The sequence below is a fragment of the Streptococcus sp. SO4 genome, assembly GCF_030440055.1.
GTDB classification, from domain to species: Bacteria; Bacillota; Bacilli; order Lactobacillales; family Streptococcaceae; genus Streptococcus; species Streptococcus nidrosiense.
The window spans coordinates 79,900-99,433 of sequence record NZ_JAQFJI010000003.1 but is presented as its reverse complement, the minus strand read 5'-3'; the positions used below and the strand labels follow the sequence as shown (position 1 = coordinate 99,433).

Below are 19,534 nucleotides of genomic sequence, written 5' to 3'. Positions count from 1 at the left end.
CAAAGAGGTATTAGTGTCGTGTCTCAATCTTATATCAATGTTATCGGTGCGGGCTTGGCAGGTTCTGAAGCAGCCTACCAAATCGCAGAGCGTGGTATTCCAGTTAAACTTTATGAAATGCGTGGTGTCAAGTCAACACCTCAGCATAAAACTGACAATTTTGCAGAATTAGTGTGTTCTAATTCCTTGCGTGGAGATGCTCTTACAAATGCTGTCGGCCTCCTCAAAGAAGAAATGCGTCGCCTAGGTTCTCTTATCTTGGAATCAGCAGAAGCAACACGTGTTCCTGCTGGTGGTGCTCTCGCGGTTGACCGTGATGGTTTCTCTCAAATGGTTACTGAAAAGATTGCCAACCATCCCTTGATTGAAGTGGTACGTGACGAAATCACAGAATTGCCAACAGATGCTATTACAGTTGTTGCGACTGGTCCCTTGACTAGTGATGCCCTTGCTGAGAAAATTCACGCTCTTAATGGCGGTGACGGTTTTTATTTCTACGATGCTGCTGCGCCTATTGTGGATGTTAATACCATTGATATGAACAAGGTTTATCTCAAATCTCGTTATGATAAGGGAGAAGCAGCCTATCTCAATGCTCCGATGACCAAGCAAGAGTTTATGGATTTCCATGAAGCCTTGGTCAATGCAGAAGAGGCTCCGTTAAATTCTTTCGAAAAAGAAAAATACTTCGAAGGATGTATGCCAATCGAAGTTATGGCTAAACGAGGCATCAAAACCATGCTTTATGGACCAATGAAACCAGTTGGCCTAGAGTATCCAGATGATTACAAAGGACCACGTGATGGTGACTTTAAAACACCTTATGCAGTCGTTCAACTTCGTCAGGATAATGCGGCAGGTAGTCTTTACAATATCGTTGGTTTCCAAACTCACCTTAAATGGGGAGAGCAGAAGCGTGTCTTCCAAATGATTCCAGGACTTGAAAATGCTGAATTTGTTCGCTATGGTGTTATGCACCGTAATTCTTATATGGATTCACCAAATCTTCTTGAGCAGACCTATCGTTCTAAGAAACAGCCAAATCTATTCTTTGCTGGTCAGATGACGGGTGTGGAAGGCTATGTTGAATCTGCTGCATCAGGTCTAGTAGCTGGTATTAACGCAGCGCGTCTTTTCAAGGGCGAAAGCGAGGCTATTTTCCCAGAGACAACAGCAATTGGAAGTCTAGCTCATTACATCACCCATGCTGATAGTAAACACTTCCAACCCATGAACGTCAATTTCGGAATTATCAAGGAATTGGAAGGCGACCGCATTCGTGATAAGAAGGCTCGTTATGAAAAAATTGCAGAGCGTGCCTTGGCTGATTTGGAAAACTTTTTATCCGTTTAAAATTTTCAAAAGAATAACTCATGAGACTATAAAATTCTCAAAAAATGTGATAAAATAGTTTGAATAAAATAAAGGAGCGAAGTCAGGTGGAACCCAAATATAAACGTATTTTGATTAAGTTATCAGGTGAGGCCCTTGCTGGCGAACGTGGTGTCGGAATTGATATCAAAACAGTTCAAGCAATGGCTCAAGAAATTCAAGAAGTACATAACTTAGGTATTGAGATTGCCCTCGTTATTGGTGGAGGAAATCTCTGGCGTGGAGAACCTGCTGCAGAAGCTGGAATGGATCGTGTACAAGCAGACTATACAGGAATGCTTGGAACCGTTATGAATGCTCTTGTGATGGCAGATTCATTGCAACAAGTTGGTGTGGATACACGTGTTCAAACAGCCATTGCCATGCAACAAGTAGCAGAACCTTACGTTCGTGGTCGTGCCCTTCGTCATCTTGAAAAAGGACGCATAGTTATCTTTGGTGCGGGAATTGGTTCACCATACTTCTCAACAGATACAACAGCAGCCCTTCGTGCAGCTGAGATTGAAGCGGACGCTATCTTGATGGCTAAGAATGGGGTTGATGGTGTCTACAATGCTGATCCTAAAAAGGATAAGACAGCTGTTAAATTTGAAGAGTTGACTCACCGTGACGTGATCAATAAAGGTCTCCGTATCATGGACTCAACAGCTTCAACACTTTCAATGGACAATGATATTGACTTGGTTGTTTTCAACATGAACCAACCAGGAAATATTAAACGTGTTGTATTTGGTGAAAATATCGGAACTACAGTTTCAAATAATATCGAAGAAAAGGAATAAGAAATCATTATGGCAAACGCAATCGTAGAAAAAGCAAAAGAGAGAATGACCCAATCTCACCACTCACTTGCTCGTGAGTTTGGAAGTATTCGTGCTGGCCGTGCTAATGCTAGCTTGCTTGACCGCATCCACGTTGAGTACTATGGTGTTGAAACACCACTTAACCAAATTGCTTCTATCACAATCCCAGAAGCGCGTGTCTTGTTGGTAACACCATTTGACAAATCATCTTTGAAAGATATCGAACGTGCTTTGAATGCTTCAGACCTAGGTATTACACCAGCTAACGATGGTTCTGTTATTCGCTTGGTAATCCCAGCTCTTACAGAAGAAACTCGTCGCGACCTTGCTAAAGAAGTGAAAAAAGTCGGTGAAAATGCTAAAGTTGCTATCCGTAATATCCGTCGTGATGCTATGGACGAGGCTAAGAAACAAGAAAAAGCAAAAGAAATCACTGAAGACGAATTGAAGACTCTTGAAAAAGATATTCAAAAAGCAACAGACGATGCTGTTAAACACATCGACGAAATGACTGCCAACAAAGAAAAAGAAATCTTGGAAGTCTAAGAAATAAACAGAAAAACTCAGTTGGCATTGCTGGCTGAGTTTTATTCGAAAGAAGGAAATATGAATACAAATCTTGCAAGTTTTATCGTTGGACTCATCATCGATGAAAATGACCGTTTTTACTTTGTTCAAAAGGATGGTCAAACATATGCCCTAGCTAAAGAAGAAGGTCAGCATACAGTTGGTGATACGGTCAAAGGTTTTGCTTACACAGATATGAAGCAAAAATTGCGCCTCACTACTACAGAAGTGACTGCAACTCAGGAACAATTTGGTTGGGGAACTGTAACAGAGGTTCGTAAGGACCTTGGGGTTTTTGTTGATACAGGATTACCAGACAAGGAAATCGTTGTGTCACTAGATATTCTCCCTGAACTTAAAGAACTCTGGCCAAAGAAAGGTGATCGACTTTATATTCGTCTAGAAGTGGATAAGAAGGACCGTATCTGGGGAATCTTAGCTTATCAGGAAGATTTCCAACGATTGGCACGTCCTGCCTACAATAACATGCAGAATCAAAATTGGCCTGCCATTGTTTACCGTCTCAAATTATCAGGAACTTTTGTCTATCTACCAGAGAACAACATGCTTGGATTTATCCATCCAAGTGAGCGCTATGCAGAACCACGTTTGGGGCAAGTGCTAGATGCGCGTGTCATTGGTTTCCGTGAGGTTGACCAAACGCTTAATCTCTCTTTAAAACCACGCTCTTTTGAGATGTTGAAAAATGATGCGCAGATGATCTTGACTTATTTGGAAAGCAATGGTGGCTTCATGACTTTGAATGATAAGTCATCACCAGAAGATATCAAGGCTACTTTCGGTATTTCAAAAGGTCAATTTAAAAAGGCACTCGGTGGTTTGATGAAGGCTGGCAAAATCAAGCAAGATCAGTTCGGCACAGAGTTGCTTTAGGAGGCTTATGAGAAAATCATTTTATACTTGGCTCATGACCGAGCGCAACCCTAAAAGCAATAGTCCCAAAGCAATTTTAGCGGATCTGGCTTTTGAGGAGTCCGCCTTTCCGAAACATACAGATGATTTCGATCAAGTGAGTCGTTTTTTAGAGGAACATGCTAGCTTTTCCTTTAATATGGGAGAGTTCGATCGTATCTGGCAGGAATATTTAGAACATTAAGGCTACTAGATGAGGTTTGGGATAGTAATTTCTCAGCCTCTTTGCTATAATATAGTCATTCAGTTATCTTTTATGAGGATTTTCCTTATTTTGGCAAGTATCGTTTACCATTACGAATTGTCAGAGTGATAGGATTTTTGGAAGTTATTTCATACTTAAAAGAAAACAAAAATGATAAAACGAAATAAGAGAATTAGAGAGGTTCTTTGTTTGAAGGAACATTCAATAGATATTCAACTAAGTCATCCAGATGACCTATTTCATCTTTTTGGATCCAATGAGCGCCACCTTCGATTGATGGAGGATGAGTTAGGTGTCATCATCCATGCTCGTACAGAGATTGTACAAGTTTTGGGAGAGGAGTCAGCTTGTGAGGAAGCCCGCCAAGTTATTCAAGCCTTAATGGTTTTGGTTAATCGTGGAATGACTGTTGGAACTCCGGATGTGGTGACAGCCATTACCATGGTTAAGAATAATGAAATCGATAAGTTTGTCGCCCTCTATGAAGAAGAGATTATCAAGGATAATACAGGTAAGCCTATCCGTGTTAAAACCTTGGGTCAAAAGCTTTATGTGGATAGTGTCAAGCAACACGATGTGACCTTTGGGATTGGGCCGGCAGGAACAGGTAAGACCTTCTTAGCAGTGACTTTGGCCGTAACAGCCCTCAAGCGTGGACAAGTCAAGCGTATTATCTTGACTCGACCTGCAGTGGAAGCGGGCGAGAGTCTAGGATTTCTTCCAGGTGATTTGAAGGAAAAGGTAGATCCTTACCTTCGTCCTGTTTACGATGCCTTGTACCAGATTCTTGGGAAGGATCAAACAACCCGTCTCATGGAACGTGAAATTATTGAAATTGCTCCTCTAGCCTATATGCGTGGGCGTACCTTGGATGATGCCTTTGTTATCCTGGATGAAGCACAAAATACAACCATCATGCAGATGAAGATGTTCTTGACTCGTTTAGGCTTTAATTCTAAAATGATTGTCAATGGAGATATCAGTCAGATTGACTTGCCACGGAATGTCAAATCCGGTTTGATTGACGCTCAAGAGAAACTCAAGAACATTCATCAGATTGACTTTGTTCATTTTTCAGCTAAGGATGTGGTTCGCCACCCAGTTGTAGCTCAAATTATCAGAGCCTATGAACCCCTACCTGTCAAAGCTGAAGAAAGTGAAGAAGAAACAGAATAGTAAAAAAGAGCAGTTGAAAAGCTGCTCTTATTTTTGTAGTTTAAATTTATAAATCATTTTAAACAAGTTCACTGATTGAAGTGAAGTCACGATCCAAGCCTTCTGCAACTGGTTGGCTAGTGAGGATACCTTGATAGGTTGTTACACCTTCAAGCAAGCCTGCGTCTTCAAGGATAGCTTTCTTAAATCCTTTTCCTGCCAAGGCTTCGATATATGGAAGAGTCACATTTGTAAGGGCAATCGTAGATGTACGAGCAACTGCTCCAGGAATATTAGCAACGGCATAGTGAAGAACACCGTGTTTTTCATAGACAGGTTCATCGTGAGTTGTTACACGGTCAGCTGTAGCGATAACGCCACCTTGGTCTACAGCAACGTCAACGATGACAGAACCAGGACGCATTTGTTGAACCATGTCATCTGTTACCAATTTTGGTGCTTTGGCACCAGGAATCAAGACAGCACCGATCACAACATCTGCTTCACGAACACTTGCTTCGATATTAAATGGGTTAGACATCAGAGTTTGGATTTGGTGACCAAAGACGTCTTCTAGGACTGCTAGGCGTTTGGCGCTGATATCAAGAATAGTTACTTGAGCTCCCAAACCAAGAGCGATACGAGCTGCGTGAGTACCAACCACACCACCACCGATGATGGTTACTTTTCCTTTAGGAACACCAGGAACACCACCGAGTAGAACTCCTGAACCACCAGCTTGTTTCGTCAAGAAGTGGGCTCCGATTTGGACAGCCATACGACCTGCAACCTCACTCATTGGAACGAGAAGTGGAAGTTGTCCTTGAGTATCACGGACTGTCTCATAAGCAACACCCGTTGTTTTAGCTGCAAGCATAGCATCAGCCAATTCTGGAGCAGCCGCCATGTGCAAGTAGGTGAAGAGAAGTAAGTCTTCACGCAAGAATTGATATTCACTAGCAAGCGGTTCCTTGACTTTAACAACTAATTCTGCAGCCCAGGCTTCAGCAGCAGTTGCGACAATTTCAGCTCCTTGCTTTTCATAGTCAGCATCAGTAAAACCAGATCCAAGTCCAGCATTCGTTTCGATGAGGACACGGTGGCCACGACCAACTAGACTTTGTACACCAGCAGGTGTCAGAGCAACACGATTTTCATTATTTTTAATTTCCTTTGGAATTCCAATTAGCATAGAGATAACTCACTTTCTATTAAGCTGCTTCGATTTATGTATCACATCATTCTTCAGAGTTTTTGTGATGACTTTATTGTATATGAAACCGCTTTAAATTGCAAGAAAAACTTGTAAACCTATTTCTTTTATGTTATTCTTTTAGCAACCTATTTTGGGAGGTGCAATCATGGAATCACTATTTATCAAACTAGCGAAGTATCCAATTATCGAAACAGAACGCTTAGTACTTAGACCTGTAACACTTGATGATGCAGAAGCCATGTTTGAATATGCTTCAGACAAGGAAAATACGCGATTTACTTTTCCAACCAATCAAAGTCTAGAGGAAACTAAGAACAACATTGCTCAATTTTATCTAGCTAATCCATTGGGCCGATGGGGAATTGAACTAAAAAGTACTGGAGAGTTTATCGGAACTATTGACCTGCACAAGATGGATACTGTTCTTAAGAAGGCAGCCATTGGTTACATTATCAATCAAAAATATTGGAATCAAGGTTTGACAACTGAAGCCAATCGAGCCGTGATTGAACTAGCTTTTGAAAAGATAGGAATGAATAAGTTGACGGCTTTTCATGATAAGGATAATCCTGCATCAGGAAAGGTTATGGAGAAATCAGGCATGCGCTTTTCTCACGAAGAACCTTATGCTAGAATGGATAAAAATGAACCTGGAAGATTCGTAACAGATGTCCATTATGTCTTAACCAAGGAAGATTATTTTGCAAATAAGTAAGCAGTTGAAAAGATTTTTCAGCTGTTTTTTTCTTTCTCTTACGAATTAGCTAAGAGAGGAGAAAATATGGAAGAACTTATTGAGAAAATCAAAGAATATAAAATCATTGTTATCTGTGTTAGTTTGGGTTTGGTCTTGGGGGGATTTTTACTCCTAAAACCAGTCGCTCAAACACCTGCTAAGGAAAGTAATTTGCAGTCTGAAGTTACAGCTGTTTCAAAGGATTCGACGGATGAAAAGGATGATAAAAATCAGAAGGAAGAAGTGATGGATCAAGATCTGATTACTGTCGATGTCAAAGGGGCTGTCAAAACACCAGGGATTTACGATTTGCCAGTTGGAAGTCGTATCAATGATGCTGTCCAGAAAGCTGGTGGACTGACAGATAATGCCGATAGTAAGTCTATCAATCTTGCTCAGAAAATTAGTGACGAATCACTTGTCTATGTTCCAACTAAGGGAGAAGATACTAGTCAAGCAACACAATCAAATGCTTCTAACAGCAAGGAAAATAAGAAAGTCAATCTCAATAAAGCCAGTTTAGAGGAGCTTAAACAAGTCAAAGGATTAGGTGCTAAACGTGCTCAAGATATTATCGACCATCGTGATACCAACGGTAAGTTTAAGTCAGTTGATGAGCTCAAAAAGGTTTCTGGTATTGGCGCAAAAACGATAGAAAAGTTAAAAGATTATGTTACAGTGGATTAGTCGCTTTCCAATTCCAAAAATCTATCTCAGTTTTCTTTTGCTATGGCTCTACTATGCTATCTTTTCAGCGAGTGTCTTAGCACTTTTGGGCTTTGTCTTTTTACTGGTTTGCCTCTTTTTCCAATTTCCATGGAAAACTGTGACCAAGGTCCTCTTGATTTGTGGACTTTTTGGGAGTTGGTTTATTTTTCAAAAATGGCAGCAAGAAGAAGCCAGTTGGAATCTTGTAGACACGGTTGATACAGTGAGAATATTACCAGATACCATCAAAGTAAATGGTGATAGCTTATCTTTTCGTGGCAAGGCTGAGGGCAGACTCTTTCAGGTCTATTATAAACTCCAGTCAGAAGTTGAAAAGGAAAATTTTCAGCAGTTGTCTGAACTACATGAGATTGTAATGAAAGGAAAGCTATCTAGTCCTCAAAGAGCCAGTAATTTTGCGGGTTTCGATTATCGAAATTATCTCAAAACACAAGGAATTTATCAGACCTTGACTATATCCGAAATTGTGGAATTAAAGCAAATTTCCAGTTGGGATATCGGAGAAAATCTATCAAGCTTGAGGAGAAAAGCAGTCGTCTGGATAAAAAGGAATTTTCCCGATCCCATACGCAATTATATGACAGGTCTTTTATTGGGACATTTAGATACAGACTTTGAGGAAATGAATGAACTTTATTCCAGCCTAGGGATTATTCATCTTTTTGCTTTGTCTGGAATGCAGGTCGGATTTTTCATGAATGCTTTTAAAAAGTCACTCTTGCGATTGGGCTTGACACAAGAGAAGTTCAAATGGCTAGCTTATCCCTTTTCTTTGTTTTATGCAGGCTTGACAGGATTTTCAGCTTCAGTTATTCGTAGTCTTCTACAAAAGTTATTGGCCCAGCATGGCTTTAAGTCACTGGATAATTTTGCTTTGACGATTCTTATTCTATTTTTAATCATGCCGAACTTTTTCTTAACTGCTGGGGGAGTTCTTTCCTGTGCTTATGCCTTTATCTTGACTATGACTGGTGAGGAAGTAGCAGGGATAAAAGGTCTGGTTAGAGAGAGTTGCATTATTTCCTTGGGAATTCTGCCAATTCTATCATTTTATTTTTCAGAATTTCAACCGTGGTCCATTCTCTTGACCTTTGCTTTTTCATTCTTATTTGATATGGTTCTGTTACCACTCTTATCGATTCTTTTCTGTCTGTCATTTATATATCCCATTACCCAGTTCAACTTTCTCTTTGAATGGCTAGAAAACATCATACGCTATATTTCTCAGCTATCTACGAGGCCCCTTGTTTTTGGTCAGCCGAGTCTTTGGAATTTAATCCTTCTTTTGATTACTTTAGCTCTCATCTACGACTATCGAAAGAATTTGAAAAAAATATCTATGCTTGTCATAGTTGCCATCTCACTCTTTTTAGTAACCAAGCATCCACTAGAAAATGAAATCACAGTCCTAGATATGGAACAGGGACGAAGCATTTTCCTAAGAGACATGACAGGAAAGACCATACTGCTGGATGTTGGTGAAAAGCTAGCAGTTGAAAAGAAAGAAGTCTGGCAGGAGAAAGTTATTACCAGTAATGCCAAACGTAGTTTAATTCCTTATCTGAAAAGTCGAGGAGTGGCAAAGATTGATCAGCTGGTTCTGACGACTAGTGATACTAAGCAGTTAGATCATGTATTCGAAATCAGTAAAGCCTTCGATCTTGGAGAGATTCTAGTAACTGAAGAAACTTTATCTAAGAGAGAATTTATGGATAAGCTGAAGGAGAGCAAAGTCAAGGTAGGGGCTATCAAAACAGGACAGCAGTTGTTTATTTTTGGGAGTAGTTTGGAAGCAATCACTAGCCAAAATAGCGATGAAAAGGACTCAATGGTCTTGTATGGAAAGTTACTAAACCAAACCTTTCTAGTTACTGGAAATATAGAGGAGAAGTTTTTAACGAGTCATTATCCAAAACTTCAAGCAGATGTAGTGATAACTCATCAGCAAGCATCGAAGAAAAAGACAGATATCGAAATCTTCAAAAATGTACACCCTAAAATCACGGTCATTTCGGTAGACAAGAAGAAAAAATTCAAAGAAAAAAATGGGGAAAGTAACCGAGAACTTGAGAATTCGATTTACCAAACGGACCAAAAGGGAGCTATTCGTTTTAAAGGTTGGCGTTCTTGGCAAATAGAAACAGTTCGCTGAACTCATGAGTGAGAATAACATTAAAATTGTCTAAACAATCATTCAATGCTTGATTTTGAACCCTGTTTACTATAAAATAGTTAAGATTGGTGTCAAACTTTTATATTGCAAATAGGAGAAAAAATGACAAAAACTTTGAAACGTCCTGAGGTTCTATCACCTGCAGGAACTCTTGAAAAACTAAAAGTAGCTGTTCAATACGGAGCAGATGCTGTCTTTATCGGTGGTCAGGCCTATGGTCTACGTAGCCGTGCTGGTAACTTCACTTTCGAACAAATGGAAGAAGGAGTTCAGTTTGCGGCTAAGTATGGCGCTAAGGTATATGTGGCTGCTAATATGGTTATGCACGAAGGAAATGAAGAAGGTGCCGGAGAATGGTTCCGTAAGTTGCGTGATATTGGTATTGCAGCGGTTATCGTTTCTGACCCTGCCTTAATCATGATTGCAGCAACAGAAGCACCAGGACTCGAAATCCACCTTTCAACACAAGCCAGTGCAACTAACTACGAAACCCTAGAATTCTGGAAAGAACTTGGATTGACTCGCGTCGTGTTGGCGCGTGAGGTTTCTATGGAAGAGTTGGCAGAAATTCGTAAACGTACAGATGTAGAAATTGAAGCCTTCGTACATGGAGCTATGTGTATATCCTACTCTGGTCGTTGTACCCTTTCTAACCATATGAGTATGCGTGACGCTAACCGTGGTGGATGTTCACAATCTTGCCGTTGGAAATATGACCTTTACGATATGCCATTTGGTAAAGAACGTAAGAGCCTCAAGGGAGAAATTCCTGAAGAATTCTCCATGTCTGCGGTTGATATGTCTATGATTGACCATATTCCAGATATGATTGAAAATGGTGTGGACAGTCTTAAAATTGAAGGTCGTATGAAGTCTATCCACTATGTTTCAACAGTGACAAACTGCTACAAAGCTGCCGTTGATGCCTACCTTGAAAGTCCTGAAAAGTTTGAAGCTATCAAGCAAGACTTGATTGATGAAATGTGGAAGGTTGCCCAACGTGAATTGGCTACAGGTTTCTATTACGGAACACCATCTGAAAACGAACAACTATTCGGTGCTCGTCGTAAGATTCCAGAATACAAGTTTGTTGCTGAAGTAGTAGCTTATGATGATGCAACGCAAACAGCAACTATTCGCCAACGTAACGTTATCAACGAAGGAGACCAAGTTGAGTTTTATGGCCCAGGTTTCCGCCATTTTGAAACTTATATCGAAGACCTTCATGATGCCAAAGGTAACAAGATTGACCGTGCACCAAATCCAATGGAACTTTTAACTATCAAGGTTCCACAACCAGTACAAGCAGGTGATATGGTCCGTGCTTTGAAAGAAGGTTTGATTAATCTTTACAAAGAAGATGGAACAAGCGTTACAGTTCGTGCCTAGATAAGGAAAGTCAATGGTTCAAGCTCATGGATTACTAGTAGATGATGAAAGCAGATGTGTTCATTACCATAGTGATAAAGATATCGTAGCGCTCCAGTGTAATGAGTGTAAGAAATACTATGCCTGTTATCAGTGTCACAATACGCTAGAGGAGCACACATTTTCTCCCTATCCTTTAAGACTTAAACAGAATAAACCTATCTTATGTGGTTCCTGTAAGACGACCCTAACTTATGAGGAATATACAGAGAAAGGAAACTGTCCTCACTGTAAAGCTGCATTCAATCCAGCTTGCCAGAGCCACCATTTATATTATTTTAAATAAGAAACGATAAATCCAAGTTGTAAAACTTGGATTTTTCTTTTCAGAAAAATAGGAAAGATAAGGAAAATAACCTGAAAAGACATTAAAATTTTCTATATGATTGTCTTGAAAATCGTAAAATTAGAAATAAATGATTTGAAACGCTTTCAATGCTAGTAAAGAGTTGACAAAAGCAAATTTTAGGACTAAACTAGGGAAGTAAATTTAATTTAAAAAAGGAGAATTCGTCATGAATTTAACATTTTTCGGTCTATGTCTTGCCTGTATGGGTGTATCTCTTGCAGAAGGATTTTTGATGAACGGTTTGTTCAAATCTGCAGCACGCCAACCAGATATCATTCCACAATTGCGTAGTTTGATGATCATGGGGATTGCCTTTATCGAAGGAACTTTCTTTGTAACCTTGGCGATGTCATTCGTTATCAAATAGACAACTCTATTTAGAAATGGAGGTGTCAAACCATGGAAGAAAGTTTGAATCCAACCGTTAATATTGGACCAATATCCTTTGATTTGACCCTGCTTGCCATGTCTCTTGTAACTGTTTTGATGGTTTTTGCCTTTGTCTACTGGGCAAGTCGTAAAATGGCCATCCGTCCAAAGGGCAAACAGAATGCTCTTGAGATGATTTATGACTTTGTGATTGGTTTTACAAAACCAAACATTGGAGATTCATATATCAAGGATTATTCCTTGTTCTTGTTCTCTCTATTTCTGTTTATCTTGGTTGCCAACAATATTGGCTTAATGGCAAAAGTACAAACAACAAACGGTTATAACTTGTGGACTTCCCCAACAGCCAACCTTGGATACGATTTATCCCTCTCCTTATTGATCACTTTGATCGCCCATGTAGAAGGAATTCGTCGTAGAGGCGTTAAAGAATATTTGAGAGCATTTGTTACTCCTGGCTTTATGACTCCGATGAACGTTTTAGAAGAGTTCACCAATTTTGCCTCCTTGGCGATTCGGATTTACGGAAATATTTTCGCCGGTGAGGTCTTGGCAGGATTGTTATTAGCCTTGTCACAATATGCCTTTTATTGGTATCCTTTTGCCTTTATTGCAAACATGTTATGGACAGCCTTTTCAATTTTCATTTCATGTATTCAAGCGTATGTATTTACCATGTTGTCTTCTATGTACATTGGTAAAAAGGTAAATGGTGAGGAAGAGTAAGTAGAGGAGGATTAGAAGATGGATTTAACTATTAGTACCATTATCGGTGACTTTATTCTTATCGCTGGTTCCTTCCTTTTATTAATTTTTTTAGTTAAGAAATATGCTTGGGGAAATATTACCAGTATTTTGGATCAACGTGCTGAAAAGATTTCTTCAGATATTGATGGTGCTGAGGAAGCTCGTAAAAAGGCTGAGGAACTAGCAAGTAAGCGAGAGGCTGAGCTAGCAGGTAGCCGTACCGAAGCTAAAACGATTATCGAGAATGCAAAGGAAACAGCTGAAAAGAGCAAATCAGATATTCTGGCTGAAGCTAAGCTAGAAGCTGGTCGCTTGAAAGAAAAAGCTAACCAAGAAATTGCGCAAAACAAAGCAGAGGCTTTACAAAGCGTTAAAGGTGAGGTAGCAGATTTGACAGTTAGTCTAGCTGGAAAAATTATCTCACAAAACCTTGACGGTCATGCCCACAAAGAACTCATTGATCAGTATATTGATCAGCTAGGAGAAGCTTAATGGACAAAAAGACAGTAAAGGTAATTGAAAAATACAGCATGCCTTTTGTCCAATTGGTGATTGAAAAAGGAGAAGAAGATTCTATCTTCTCAGACTTGACCCAAATTAAGCAAGTTGCTGAAGAAACAGACTTGCCTTCTTTTTTGGCTCAGGTGGATGTGGATGAGTCTGACAAGGAAAAAACAGTCAGTTATTTCCAAGATTCTGCATCGCCATTATTACAAAACTTCATTCAAGTTCTGTTGTACAATCATCGATCAAATCTTTTTTATGATGTGATTGTAGATTGTTTAAACAGTCTTGAGAGAGAAACGAATCGTTTTGAAGTAACGATTATGTCTGCTCATCCTCTAACAGATGAACAAAAAGAACGTTTGCTTCCAATTATAGAGAAAAAGATGTCTTTAAAAGTGCGTAGCATTAAAGAAGAAATCGACGATAGTTTAATCGGTGGTTTTGTTATTATCGCCAATCACAAGACAATTGATGTTAGTATTAAACAACAACTTAAAGTTGTTAAGGAAAATTTGAAATAGAAAGTGGTGTTCTTTTGGCAATTAACGCACAAGAAATCAGCGCTTTAATTAAGCAACAAATTGAAAATTTCAAACCCAATTTTGATGTGACTGAAACTGGTGTTGTAACCTACATCGGTGACGGAATTGCGCGTGCTCATGGCCTAGAAAATGCCATGAGTGGAGAGTTGTTGATTTTTGAAAACGGCTCTTATGGTATGGCGCAAAACTTAGAATCAACTGATGTTGGTATTATTATCCTTGGAGACTTTACAGATATCCGCGAAGGCGATACTATTCGTCGTACAGGAAAAATCATGGAAGTTCCAGTTGGTGATAGCTTAATTGGACGTGTCGTGGATCCACTTGGTCGTCCAGTAGATGGGCTTGGTCCAATCGACACAAACAAAACTCGTCCAGTTGAAGCGCCAGCTCCTGGGGTTATGCAACGTAAATCAGTATCACAACCATTGCAAACTGGTTTGAAAGCTATTGATGCCCTTGTTCCAATCGGTCGTGGACAACGTGAGTTGATCATCGGTGACCGTCAAACAGGGAAAACTACCATTGCTATCGATGCAATCTTGAATCAAAAAGGTCAAGATATGATTTGTATCTATGTAGCGATTGGTCAAAAAGAATCAACAGTTCGTACACAAGTAGAAACACTTCGTCAGTACGGAGCCTTGGATTACACAATCGTTGTGACAGCGTCAGCTTCACAACCTTCTCCATTGCTTTTCCTTGCACCTTATGCAGGGGTTGCTATGGCCGAAGAATTTATGTACCAAGGTAAGCATGTCTTGATCGTTTATGATGACTTATCTAAACAAGCGGTAGCTTATCGTGAACTTTCTCTCTTGCTCCGTCGTCCACCAGGTCGTGAAGCCTTCCCAGGGGATGTATTCTACCTTCACAGTCGTCTGCTTGAACGTTCTGCTAAAGTTTCTGATGAACTTGGTGGTGGATCTATCACAGCTCTTCCATTTATCGAAACACAAGCAGGAGATATTTCAGCCTATATCGCTACAAACGTAATCTCTATTACAGATGGACAAATCTTCTTAAGCGATAGTCTCTTTAATGCTGGTATCCGTCCGGCTATTGATGCGGGTTCTTCTGTATCTCGTGTTGGTGGTTCTGCTCAGATTAAAGCCATGAAGAAAGTTGCTGGTACACTCCGTATCGACCTTGCTTCATACCGTGAGTTGGAAGCCTTCACTAAATTTGGTTCGGACTTGGATGCAGCTACTCAGGCTAAATTGAACCGTGGTCGTCGTACTGTAGAAGTATTGAAACAACCTGTTCACAAACCATTACCTGTTGAGAAACAAGTAACTATTCTCTATGCTTTGACACATGGTTTCTTGGATACAATTCCTGTAGACGATATCGTTCGTTTCGAAGAAGAGTTCCATATGTTCTTTGATGCTCAACATCCTGAGATTTTGGAAACCATTCGTGAAACAAAAGACTTGCCAGATGAAGCAGTCTTGGATGCTGCGATTACTGAGTTTCTCAATCAATCAAGCTTCCAATAAGAATAGAGGTGTCAGATGGCAGTATCTCTAAATGATATTAAAACAAAAATCGCCTCAACAAAAAATACTAGTCAAATCACTAACGCGATGCAGATGGTTTCTGCAGCTAAATTAGGTCGTTCTGAAGAAGCGGCTCGTAACTTCCAAGTTTATGCACAAAAAGTGCGAAAGCTGGTTACAGATATTCTTCATGGTGATGGTGCCGCCGGATCAACTAACCCAATGTTGATTAGTCGCCCTGTCAAGAAAACAGGCTATATCGTCATTACATCTGATCGTGGTCTTGTTGGAGGATATAATTCTTCCATCTTGAAAGCAGTCATGGAAATTCAGCAAGAATACCATCCTTCAGGTGATGACTTTGAGGTCATCTGTATTGGTGGTATGGGAGCAGATTTCTTCAAATCACGCGGTATTCAACCAATCTATGAATTGCGTGGACTTGCGAGTCAACCGAGCTTTGATGAAGTTCGTAAGATTATCTCTAAAACGATTGAAATGTATCAAAATGAACTTTTTGATGAGCTCTACGTTTGCTACAACCACCACGTGAATACATTGACAAGTCAAATGCGTGTAGAACAGATGCTTCCAATCGTGGACTTGGATCCAAATGAAGCAGATGATAACTATAGCTTAACTTTTGACCTTGAAACAAGTCGTGAAGAAATCTTGGATCAATTGCTGCCACAGTTTGCAGAAAGTATGATTTATGGTGCTATTATTGATGCCAAGACAGCTGAAAATGCTGCTGGTATGACAGCCATGCAAACAGCGACTGATAATGCCAAAAAAGTGATTAATGATTTGACAATCCAGTATAACCGTGCCAGACAGGCGGCGATTACACAAGAAATCACAGAAATTGTGGCAGGAGCTAGTGCTTTAGAATAGGCTCTAGTCCAGCTCGTATGAAAATGAACTTATACTCAATGAAAATCAAAGAGCAAACTAGGAAGCTAGCCGTAGGCTGTACTTGAGTACGGTAAGGCGACGCTGACGTGGTTTGAATTTTAGCTTCGAAGAGTATTAGGACCTAGCAAAACTAGGAACCGATAGTATCTTATATAGAATAGGAGAAGGAGATGAGTTCAGGTAAAATTGCTCAGGTTATCGGACCCGTTGTAGACGTTTTGTTTGCAGCTGGAGAAAAACTACCTGAGATTAACAATGCACTTGTCGTCTACAAAAATGACGAAAAGAAAACAAAAATCGTCCTTGAAGTAGCCTTAGAGTTGGGGGATGGTATGATTCGTACCATCGCCATGGAATCAACAGATGGTTTGACTCGTGGAATGGAAGTATTGGACACAGGTCGTCCGATCTCTGTACCAGTAGGTAAAGAAACCTTGGGACGTGTCTTCAACGTTTTGGGAGACACTATTGACTTGGAAGCTCCTTTTGGAGAAGATGCAGAGCGTCAGCCAATTCATAAAAAAGCACCTACTTTTGATGAGTTGTCTACCTCTTCAGAAATTTTAGAAACAGGGATTAAGGTTATCGACCTTCTTGCCCCATATCTTAAAGGTGGTAAGGTCGGGCTCTTCGGTGGTGCCGGAGTTGGTAAGACTGTCTTGATTCAAGAGTTGATTCACAACATTGCCCAAGAACACGGTGGTATTTCAGTATTTACTGGTGTTGGGGAACGTACTCGTGAAGGGAACGACTTATATTGGGAAATGAAGGAATCAGGCGTTATTGAGAAAACAGCCATGGTATTTGGTCAGATGAATGAACCACCAGGAGCACGTATGCGTGTTGCCCTTACTGGTTTGACAATCGCTGAATACTTCCGTGATGTAGAAGGCCAAGACGTTCTTCTCTTCATTGACAACATCTTCCGTTTCACACAAGCTGGTTCAGAAGTATCTGCCCTTTTGGGTCGTATGCCATCAGCCGTTGGTTACCAACCAACCCTCGCAACAGAAATGGGTCAATTGCAAGAACGTATCACTTCAACTAAGAAAGGTTCTGTAACCTCTATCCAGGCTATCTACGTGCCAGCGGATGACTATACTGACCCAGCGCCAGCAACAGCCTTCGCCCACTTGGATTCAACTACCAACTTGGAACGTAAATTGGTTCAATTGGGTATCTACCCAGCCGTTGATCCACTTGCTTCGAGCTCTCGTGCTTTAGCGCCTGAAATCGTTGGAGAAGAGCATTATGCAGTAGCTGCTGAAGTTAAACGTGTTCTTCAACGTTACCATGAGTTGCAAGATATCATTGCGATCCTTGGTATGGATGAACTTTCTGATGAAGAAAAAACTTTGGTTGCTCGTGCCCGTCGTATTCAGTTCTTCCTTTCACAAAACTTCAACGTTGCGGAACAATTTACTGGTCAACCAGGTTCTTATGTTCCAGTAGCGGAAACAGTTCGTGGATTTAAGGAAATTCTTGATGGAAAACACGATCATCTCCCAGAAGATGCCTTCCGTGGAGTAGGTTCAATCGAAGATGTTATTGCTAAGGCTGAAAAAATGGGATTTTAAGAGGTGATCTATGGCTCAGTTAACTGTCCAGATCGTGACACCAGATGGCCTCGTCTATGATCACCATGCCAGCTTTGTATCAGTTCGAACTCTGGATGGTGAGATGGGGATCTTGCCACGACATCAAAATATGATTGCGGTATTAGCAGTTGATGAAGTTAAAGTCAAACGTATTGATGATGATTCTCATGTCAACTGGATAGCAGTAAATGGAGGAATCATCGAGATTGCAAATGATGTGATTACTATCATTGCAGACTCAGCTGAGCGTGCTCGTGATATCGATATTAGCCGTGCAGAACGTGCCAAACTTCGTGCAGAACGTGAAATTGAAGAAGCACAAGACAAACACTTGATTGACCAAGAGCGTCGTGCTAAGATTGCATTACAACGTGCTATTAACCGAATCAATGTCGGAAATAAACTATAAAAAAATGAGGTTGGGACAAAAAGATCCCGACCTCACTTTTTATTAGCAATCAAACTTTGACGCGATAGCTGATTGAACTTTTTGTTCGTCTTTTAGACTCCAAAAAGCTCCTAATCATTCTCGCGGGGCTGGGACTACAAAATCGAGACTTTGTCTATCGATTTCTGTCCTACCGCCATTTTTCTATGTTTAAAAAGTGACGCAAACCGCTTCAGGTACGTGAAAGTCATTGGAAAGTTCTGCAAGACGACCAGTTTCTGGATTGCGTTTAAATACTGTTGCATTATCAGAATCCTGATGAACAGCGATGAGAAATTCTTGGTCTGGTGAGAGAATAAAATCTCGAGGAGTTTTTCCGTTTGTAGGAACGAATTCCAACAATTCTAAACTGCCATCAGCTAGAATAGTGTAGACTACAATAGAATCGTGACCACGGTTTGATGCGTAAAGATATTTTCCATCTTTTGAGAGACGAATTGCAGCAGTTCCATTAAAGTCATTAAATCCTTCAGGGAGTGTAGAAATAACTTGCATTTTTTCAAATGCACCAACACCATCATAAATCAATACTTCAATCGTACTATTGAGCTCACAGATGAGATAAGCAATCTTGTAGTGGTTATGAAAAACAAGGTGACGTGCACCAGCACCAGGGCTACAGTTGTAAGTAGCTAGCTTATTTAGTTTTCCTTCTGGATTGACATCATAAGTAGTAACCTCATCAGTGCCCAAGTCGCAAGTCACTAAATACTGATCTGGTGTTAAATCTGTAAAGTGTACATGTGGAGTAGTTTGATTTTCATGAGGACCATGACCGCTATGTTGAACTGTATCAGTCAATTCAAGACTACCATCTTTTTTTCGTTTATAGACCAGAACTTGTCCCTTATGATAGTTAGCACCGTATACTAGGCCACGTTTTTCATCAACAGCAACATAACAGTGAGGGGCACCTTCTGTTACAACATGGTTAAGCAAAGTACCATCAGTTTGATAGGCAGCAATTCCCCCTTGTCCGTCTTTGCTACCGACTGTGTAGAGGTGATTTTCTTGATCAAATGCAAGATAGGTAGGACTTGGTTCAGTAGCAAATAGTTTAAGATTTGATAATTGTCCAGTCTCTGTATCAAAATCAGCTTGATAAATCCCTTGGGATAAGCGACGAGTGTAGGTTCCGAAATAAATTGTTTCAATCATATCTATACCTCTAAATAAAGATGTTTCTATTATATCATAAATTG

21 protein-coding genes are annotated in these 19,534 nt (G+C 40.2%); 19 read left to right on the top strand and 2 right to left on the bottom strand.

The genetic code is table 11. The features are described 5' to 3' along the window. Positions 1-18: 18 nt before the first annotated feature. The 6 genes from trmFO (at position 19) to PCY08_RS02585 (ending at position 5,076) form a co-directional block, all read left to right on the top strand. Positions 19-1,353, top strand: a complete 1,335-nt coding sequence (gene trmFO, locus PCY08_RS02610) for a methylenetetrahydrofolate--tRNA-(uracil(54)-C(5))-methyltransferase (FADH(2)-oxidizing) TrmFO (protein ID WP_049549315.1) — start codon at positions 19-21, stop codon at positions 1,351-1,353. Between the two features lie 86 nt (positions 1,354-1,439). After that, positions 1,440-2,174 (top strand): UMP kinase, encoded by a 735-nt coding sequence (gene pyrH / locus PCY08_RS02605; RefSeq protein ID WP_000433488.1) that lies wholly within the window; start codon positions 1,440-1,442, stop codon positions 2,172-2,174. A 9-nt stretch (positions 2,175-2,183) separates the two neighbouring features. Next, entirely contained in the window at positions 2,184-2,741 is a 558-nt protein-coding gene (frr, locus tag PCY08_RS02600) for a ribosome recycling factor (RefSeq protein ID WP_001262232.1), read from the top strand. 60 nt (positions 2,742-2,801) lie between these two features. Continuing rightward, positions 2,802-3,656 carry an RNA-binding virulence regulatory protein CvfB gene (cvfB, locus tag PCY08_RS02595; RefSeq protein WP_301559323.1) on the top strand — a complete coding sequence of 285 codons (855 nt, stop codon included), beginning with the start codon at positions 2,802-2,804 and terminating at the stop codon, positions 3,654-3,656. Positions 3,657-3,663: 7 nt separating this feature from the next. After that, on the top strand, positions 3,664-3,879 hold the full coding sequence (locus tag PCY08_RS02590) for a YozE family protein (protein ID WP_301559322.1): 216 nt from the start codon (positions 3,664-3,666) through the stop codon (positions 3,877-3,879). Between the two features lie 210 nt (positions 3,880-4,089). Further along, positions 4,090-5,076 carry a PhoH family protein gene (locus PCY08_RS02585; protein WP_301559387.1) on the top strand — a complete coding sequence of 329 codons (987 nt, stop codon included), beginning with the start codon at positions 4,090-4,092 and terminating at the stop codon, positions 5,074-5,076. 58 nt (positions 5,077-5,134) lie between these two features. Here PCY08_RS02585 and ald read toward each other — a convergent pair whose 3' ends face one another. Then, on the bottom strand, positions 5,135-6,247 hold the full coding sequence (gene ald, locus PCY08_RS02580; protein ID WP_301559321.1) for an alanine dehydrogenase: 1,113 nt from the start codon (positions 6,245-6,247) through the stop codon (positions 5,135-5,137). Positions 6,248-6,416: 169 nt separating this feature from the next. Here ald and PCY08_RS02575 point away from each other — a divergent pair, with 169 nt between their 5' ends. The 13 genes from PCY08_RS02575 (at position 6,417) to PCY08_RS02515 (ending at position 18,293) form a co-directional block, all read left to right on the top strand. Then, on the top strand, positions 6,417-6,986 hold the full coding sequence (locus PCY08_RS02575) for a GNAT family N-acetyltransferase (RefSeq protein ID WP_301559320.1): 570 nt from the start codon (positions 6,417-6,419) through the stop codon (positions 6,984-6,986). Positions 6,987-7,052: 66 nt separating this feature from the next. Then, positions 7,053-7,694 (top strand): helix-hairpin-helix domain-containing protein, encoded by a 642-nt coding sequence (locus PCY08_RS02570; RefSeq protein ID WP_301559319.1) that lies wholly within the window; start codon positions 7,053-7,055, stop codon positions 7,692-7,694. Next, entirely contained in the window at positions 7,678-9,888 is a 2,211-nt protein-coding gene (locus PCY08_RS02565) for a ComEC/Rec2 family competence protein (protein ID WP_301559318.1), read from the top strand. Before PCY08_RS02570 ends, PCY08_RS02565 begins: the two co-directional genes overlap by 17 nt. 123 nt (positions 9,889-10,011) lie before the next feature. Beyond that, positions 10,012-11,298 carry a U32 family peptidase C-terminal domain-containing protein gene (locus PCY08_RS02560; RefSeq protein ID WP_000169115.1) on the top strand — a complete coding sequence of 429 codons (1,287 nt, stop codon included), beginning with the start codon at positions 10,012-10,014 and terminating at the stop codon, positions 11,296-11,298. 13 nt (positions 11,299-11,311) lie between these two features. Beyond that, positions 11,312-11,623 (top strand): CHY zinc finger protein, encoded by a 312-nt coding sequence (locus PCY08_RS02555; protein ID WP_006148664.1) that lies wholly within the window; start codon positions 11,312-11,314, stop codon positions 11,621-11,623. 229 nt (positions 11,624-11,852) lie between these two features. Beyond that, entirely contained in the window at positions 11,853-12,053 is a 201-nt protein-coding gene (locus PCY08_RS02550) for a F0F1 ATP synthase subunit C (RefSeq protein ID WP_001054551.1), read from the top strand. Positions 12,054-12,085: 32 nt separating this feature from the next. Further along, positions 12,086-12,802, top strand: a complete 717-nt coding sequence (gene atpB / locus PCY08_RS02545; protein WP_000392935.1) for a F0F1 ATP synthase subunit A — start codon at positions 12,086-12,088, stop codon at positions 12,800-12,802. Between the two features lie 18 nt (positions 12,803-12,820). Beyond that, positions 12,821-13,315, top strand: coding sequence for a F0F1 ATP synthase subunit B (gene atpF, locus PCY08_RS02540; RefSeq protein WP_000366310.1), 495 nt, complete (start codon positions 12,821-12,823; stop codon positions 13,313-13,315). After that, positions 13,315-13,851 (top strand): F0F1 ATP synthase subunit delta, encoded by a 537-nt coding sequence (locus PCY08_RS02535; protein ID WP_049509479.1) that lies wholly within the window; start codon positions 13,315-13,317, stop codon positions 13,849-13,851. The genes atpF and PCY08_RS02535 overlap by 1 nt, the downstream gene beginning before the upstream one ends. A gap of 14 nt (positions 13,852-13,865) precedes the next feature. Then, a complete protein-coding gene (gene atpA, locus PCY08_RS02530; protein ID WP_049503616.1) occupies positions 13,866-15,371 on the top strand; it encodes a F0F1 ATP synthase subunit alpha in 1,506 nt (501 codons plus the stop codon). A gap of 15 nt (positions 15,372-15,386) precedes the next feature. Continuing rightward, the gene (locus PCY08_RS02525) at positions 15,387-16,265 is read left to right on the top strand and encodes a F0F1 ATP synthase subunit gamma (RefSeq protein ID WP_301559317.1); all 879 of its coding nucleotides are present in this window, start codon (positions 15,387-15,389) and stop codon (positions 16,263-16,265) included. 191 nt (positions 16,266-16,456) lie between these two features. Then, positions 16,457-17,863 (top strand): F0F1 ATP synthase subunit beta, encoded by a 1,407-nt coding sequence (atpD, locus tag PCY08_RS02520; RefSeq protein WP_000094353.1) that lies wholly within the window; start codon positions 16,457-16,459, stop codon positions 17,861-17,863. 10 nt (positions 17,864-17,873) lie between these two features. After that, complete coding sequence (locus PCY08_RS02515) at positions 17,874-18,293, top strand: F0F1 ATP synthase subunit epsilon (RefSeq protein WP_049503620.1); 420 nt, start codon at positions 17,874-17,876, stop codon at positions 18,291-18,293. A gap of 189 nt (positions 18,294-18,482) precedes the next feature. On the opposite strand, the gene PCY08_RS02510 is transcribed toward PCY08_RS02515, so the two are convergent. Further along, positions 18,483-19,490 (bottom strand): lactonase family protein, encoded by a 1,008-nt coding sequence (locus tag PCY08_RS02510; RefSeq protein WP_301559316.1) that lies wholly within the window; start codon positions 19,488-19,490, stop codon positions 18,483-18,485. Positions 19,491-19,534: the final 44 nt, after the last annotated feature.

Coding starts and splice junctions, on each gene's coding strand:
- frr (WP_001262232.1), top strand. CDS start 2,184: ATGGCAAACGCAATCGTAGAAAAAGCAAAAGAGAGAATGACCCAATCT.
- cvfB (WP_301559323.1), top strand. CDS start 2,802: ATGAATACAAATCTTGCAAGTTTTATCGTTGGACTCATCATCGATGAA.
- PCY08_RS02590 (WP_301559322.1), top strand. CDS start 3,664: ATGAGAAAATCATTTTATACTTGGCTCATGACCGAGCGCAACCCTAAA.
- ald (WP_301559321.1), bottom strand. CDS start 6,247: ATGCTAATTGGAATTCCAAAGGAAATTAAAAATAATGAAAATCGTGTT.
- PCY08_RS02575 (WP_301559320.1), top strand. CDS start 6,417: ATGGAATCACTATTTATCAAACTAGCGAAGTATCCAATTATCGAAACA.
- PCY08_RS02570 (WP_301559319.1), top strand. CDS start 7,053: ATGGAAGAACTTATTGAGAAAATCAAAGAATATAAAATCATTGTTATC.
- PCY08_RS02565 (WP_301559318.1), top strand. CDS start 7,678: ATGTTACAGTGGATTAGTCGCTTTCCAATTCCAAAAATCTATCTCAGT.
- PCY08_RS02560 (WP_000169115.1), top strand. CDS start 10,012: ATGACAAAAACTTTGAAACGTCCTGAGGTTCTATCACCTGCAGGAACT.
- PCY08_RS02555 (WP_006148664.1), top strand. CDS start 11,312: ATGGTTCAAGCTCATGGATTACTAGTAGATGATGAAAGCAGATGTGTT.
- PCY08_RS02550 (WP_001054551.1), top strand. CDS start 11,853: ATGAATTTAACATTTTTCGGTCTATGTCTTGCCTGTATGGGTGTATCT.
- atpB (WP_000392935.1), top strand. CDS start 12,086: ATGGAAGAAAGTTTGAATCCAACCGTTAATATTGGACCAATATCCTTT.
- atpF (WP_000366310.1), top strand. CDS start 12,821: ATGGATTTAACTATTAGTACCATTATCGGTGACTTTATTCTTATCGCT.
- PCY08_RS02535 (WP_049509479.1), top strand. CDS start 13,315: ATGGACAAAAAGACAGTAAAGGTAATTGAAAAATACAGCATGCCTTTT.
- PCY08_RS02525 (WP_301559317.1), top strand. CDS start 15,387: ATGGCAGTATCTCTAAATGATATTAAAACAAAAATCGCCTCAACAAAA.
- atpD (WP_000094353.1), top strand. CDS start 16,457: ATGAGTTCAGGTAAAATTGCTCAGGTTATCGGACCCGTTGTAGACGTT.
- PCY08_RS02515 (WP_049503620.1), top strand. CDS start 17,874: ATGGCTCAGTTAACTGTCCAGATCGTGACACCAGATGGCCTCGTCTAT.
- PCY08_RS02510 (WP_301559316.1), bottom strand. CDS start 19,490: ATGATTGAAACAATTTATTTCGGAACCTACACTCGTCGCTTATCCCAA.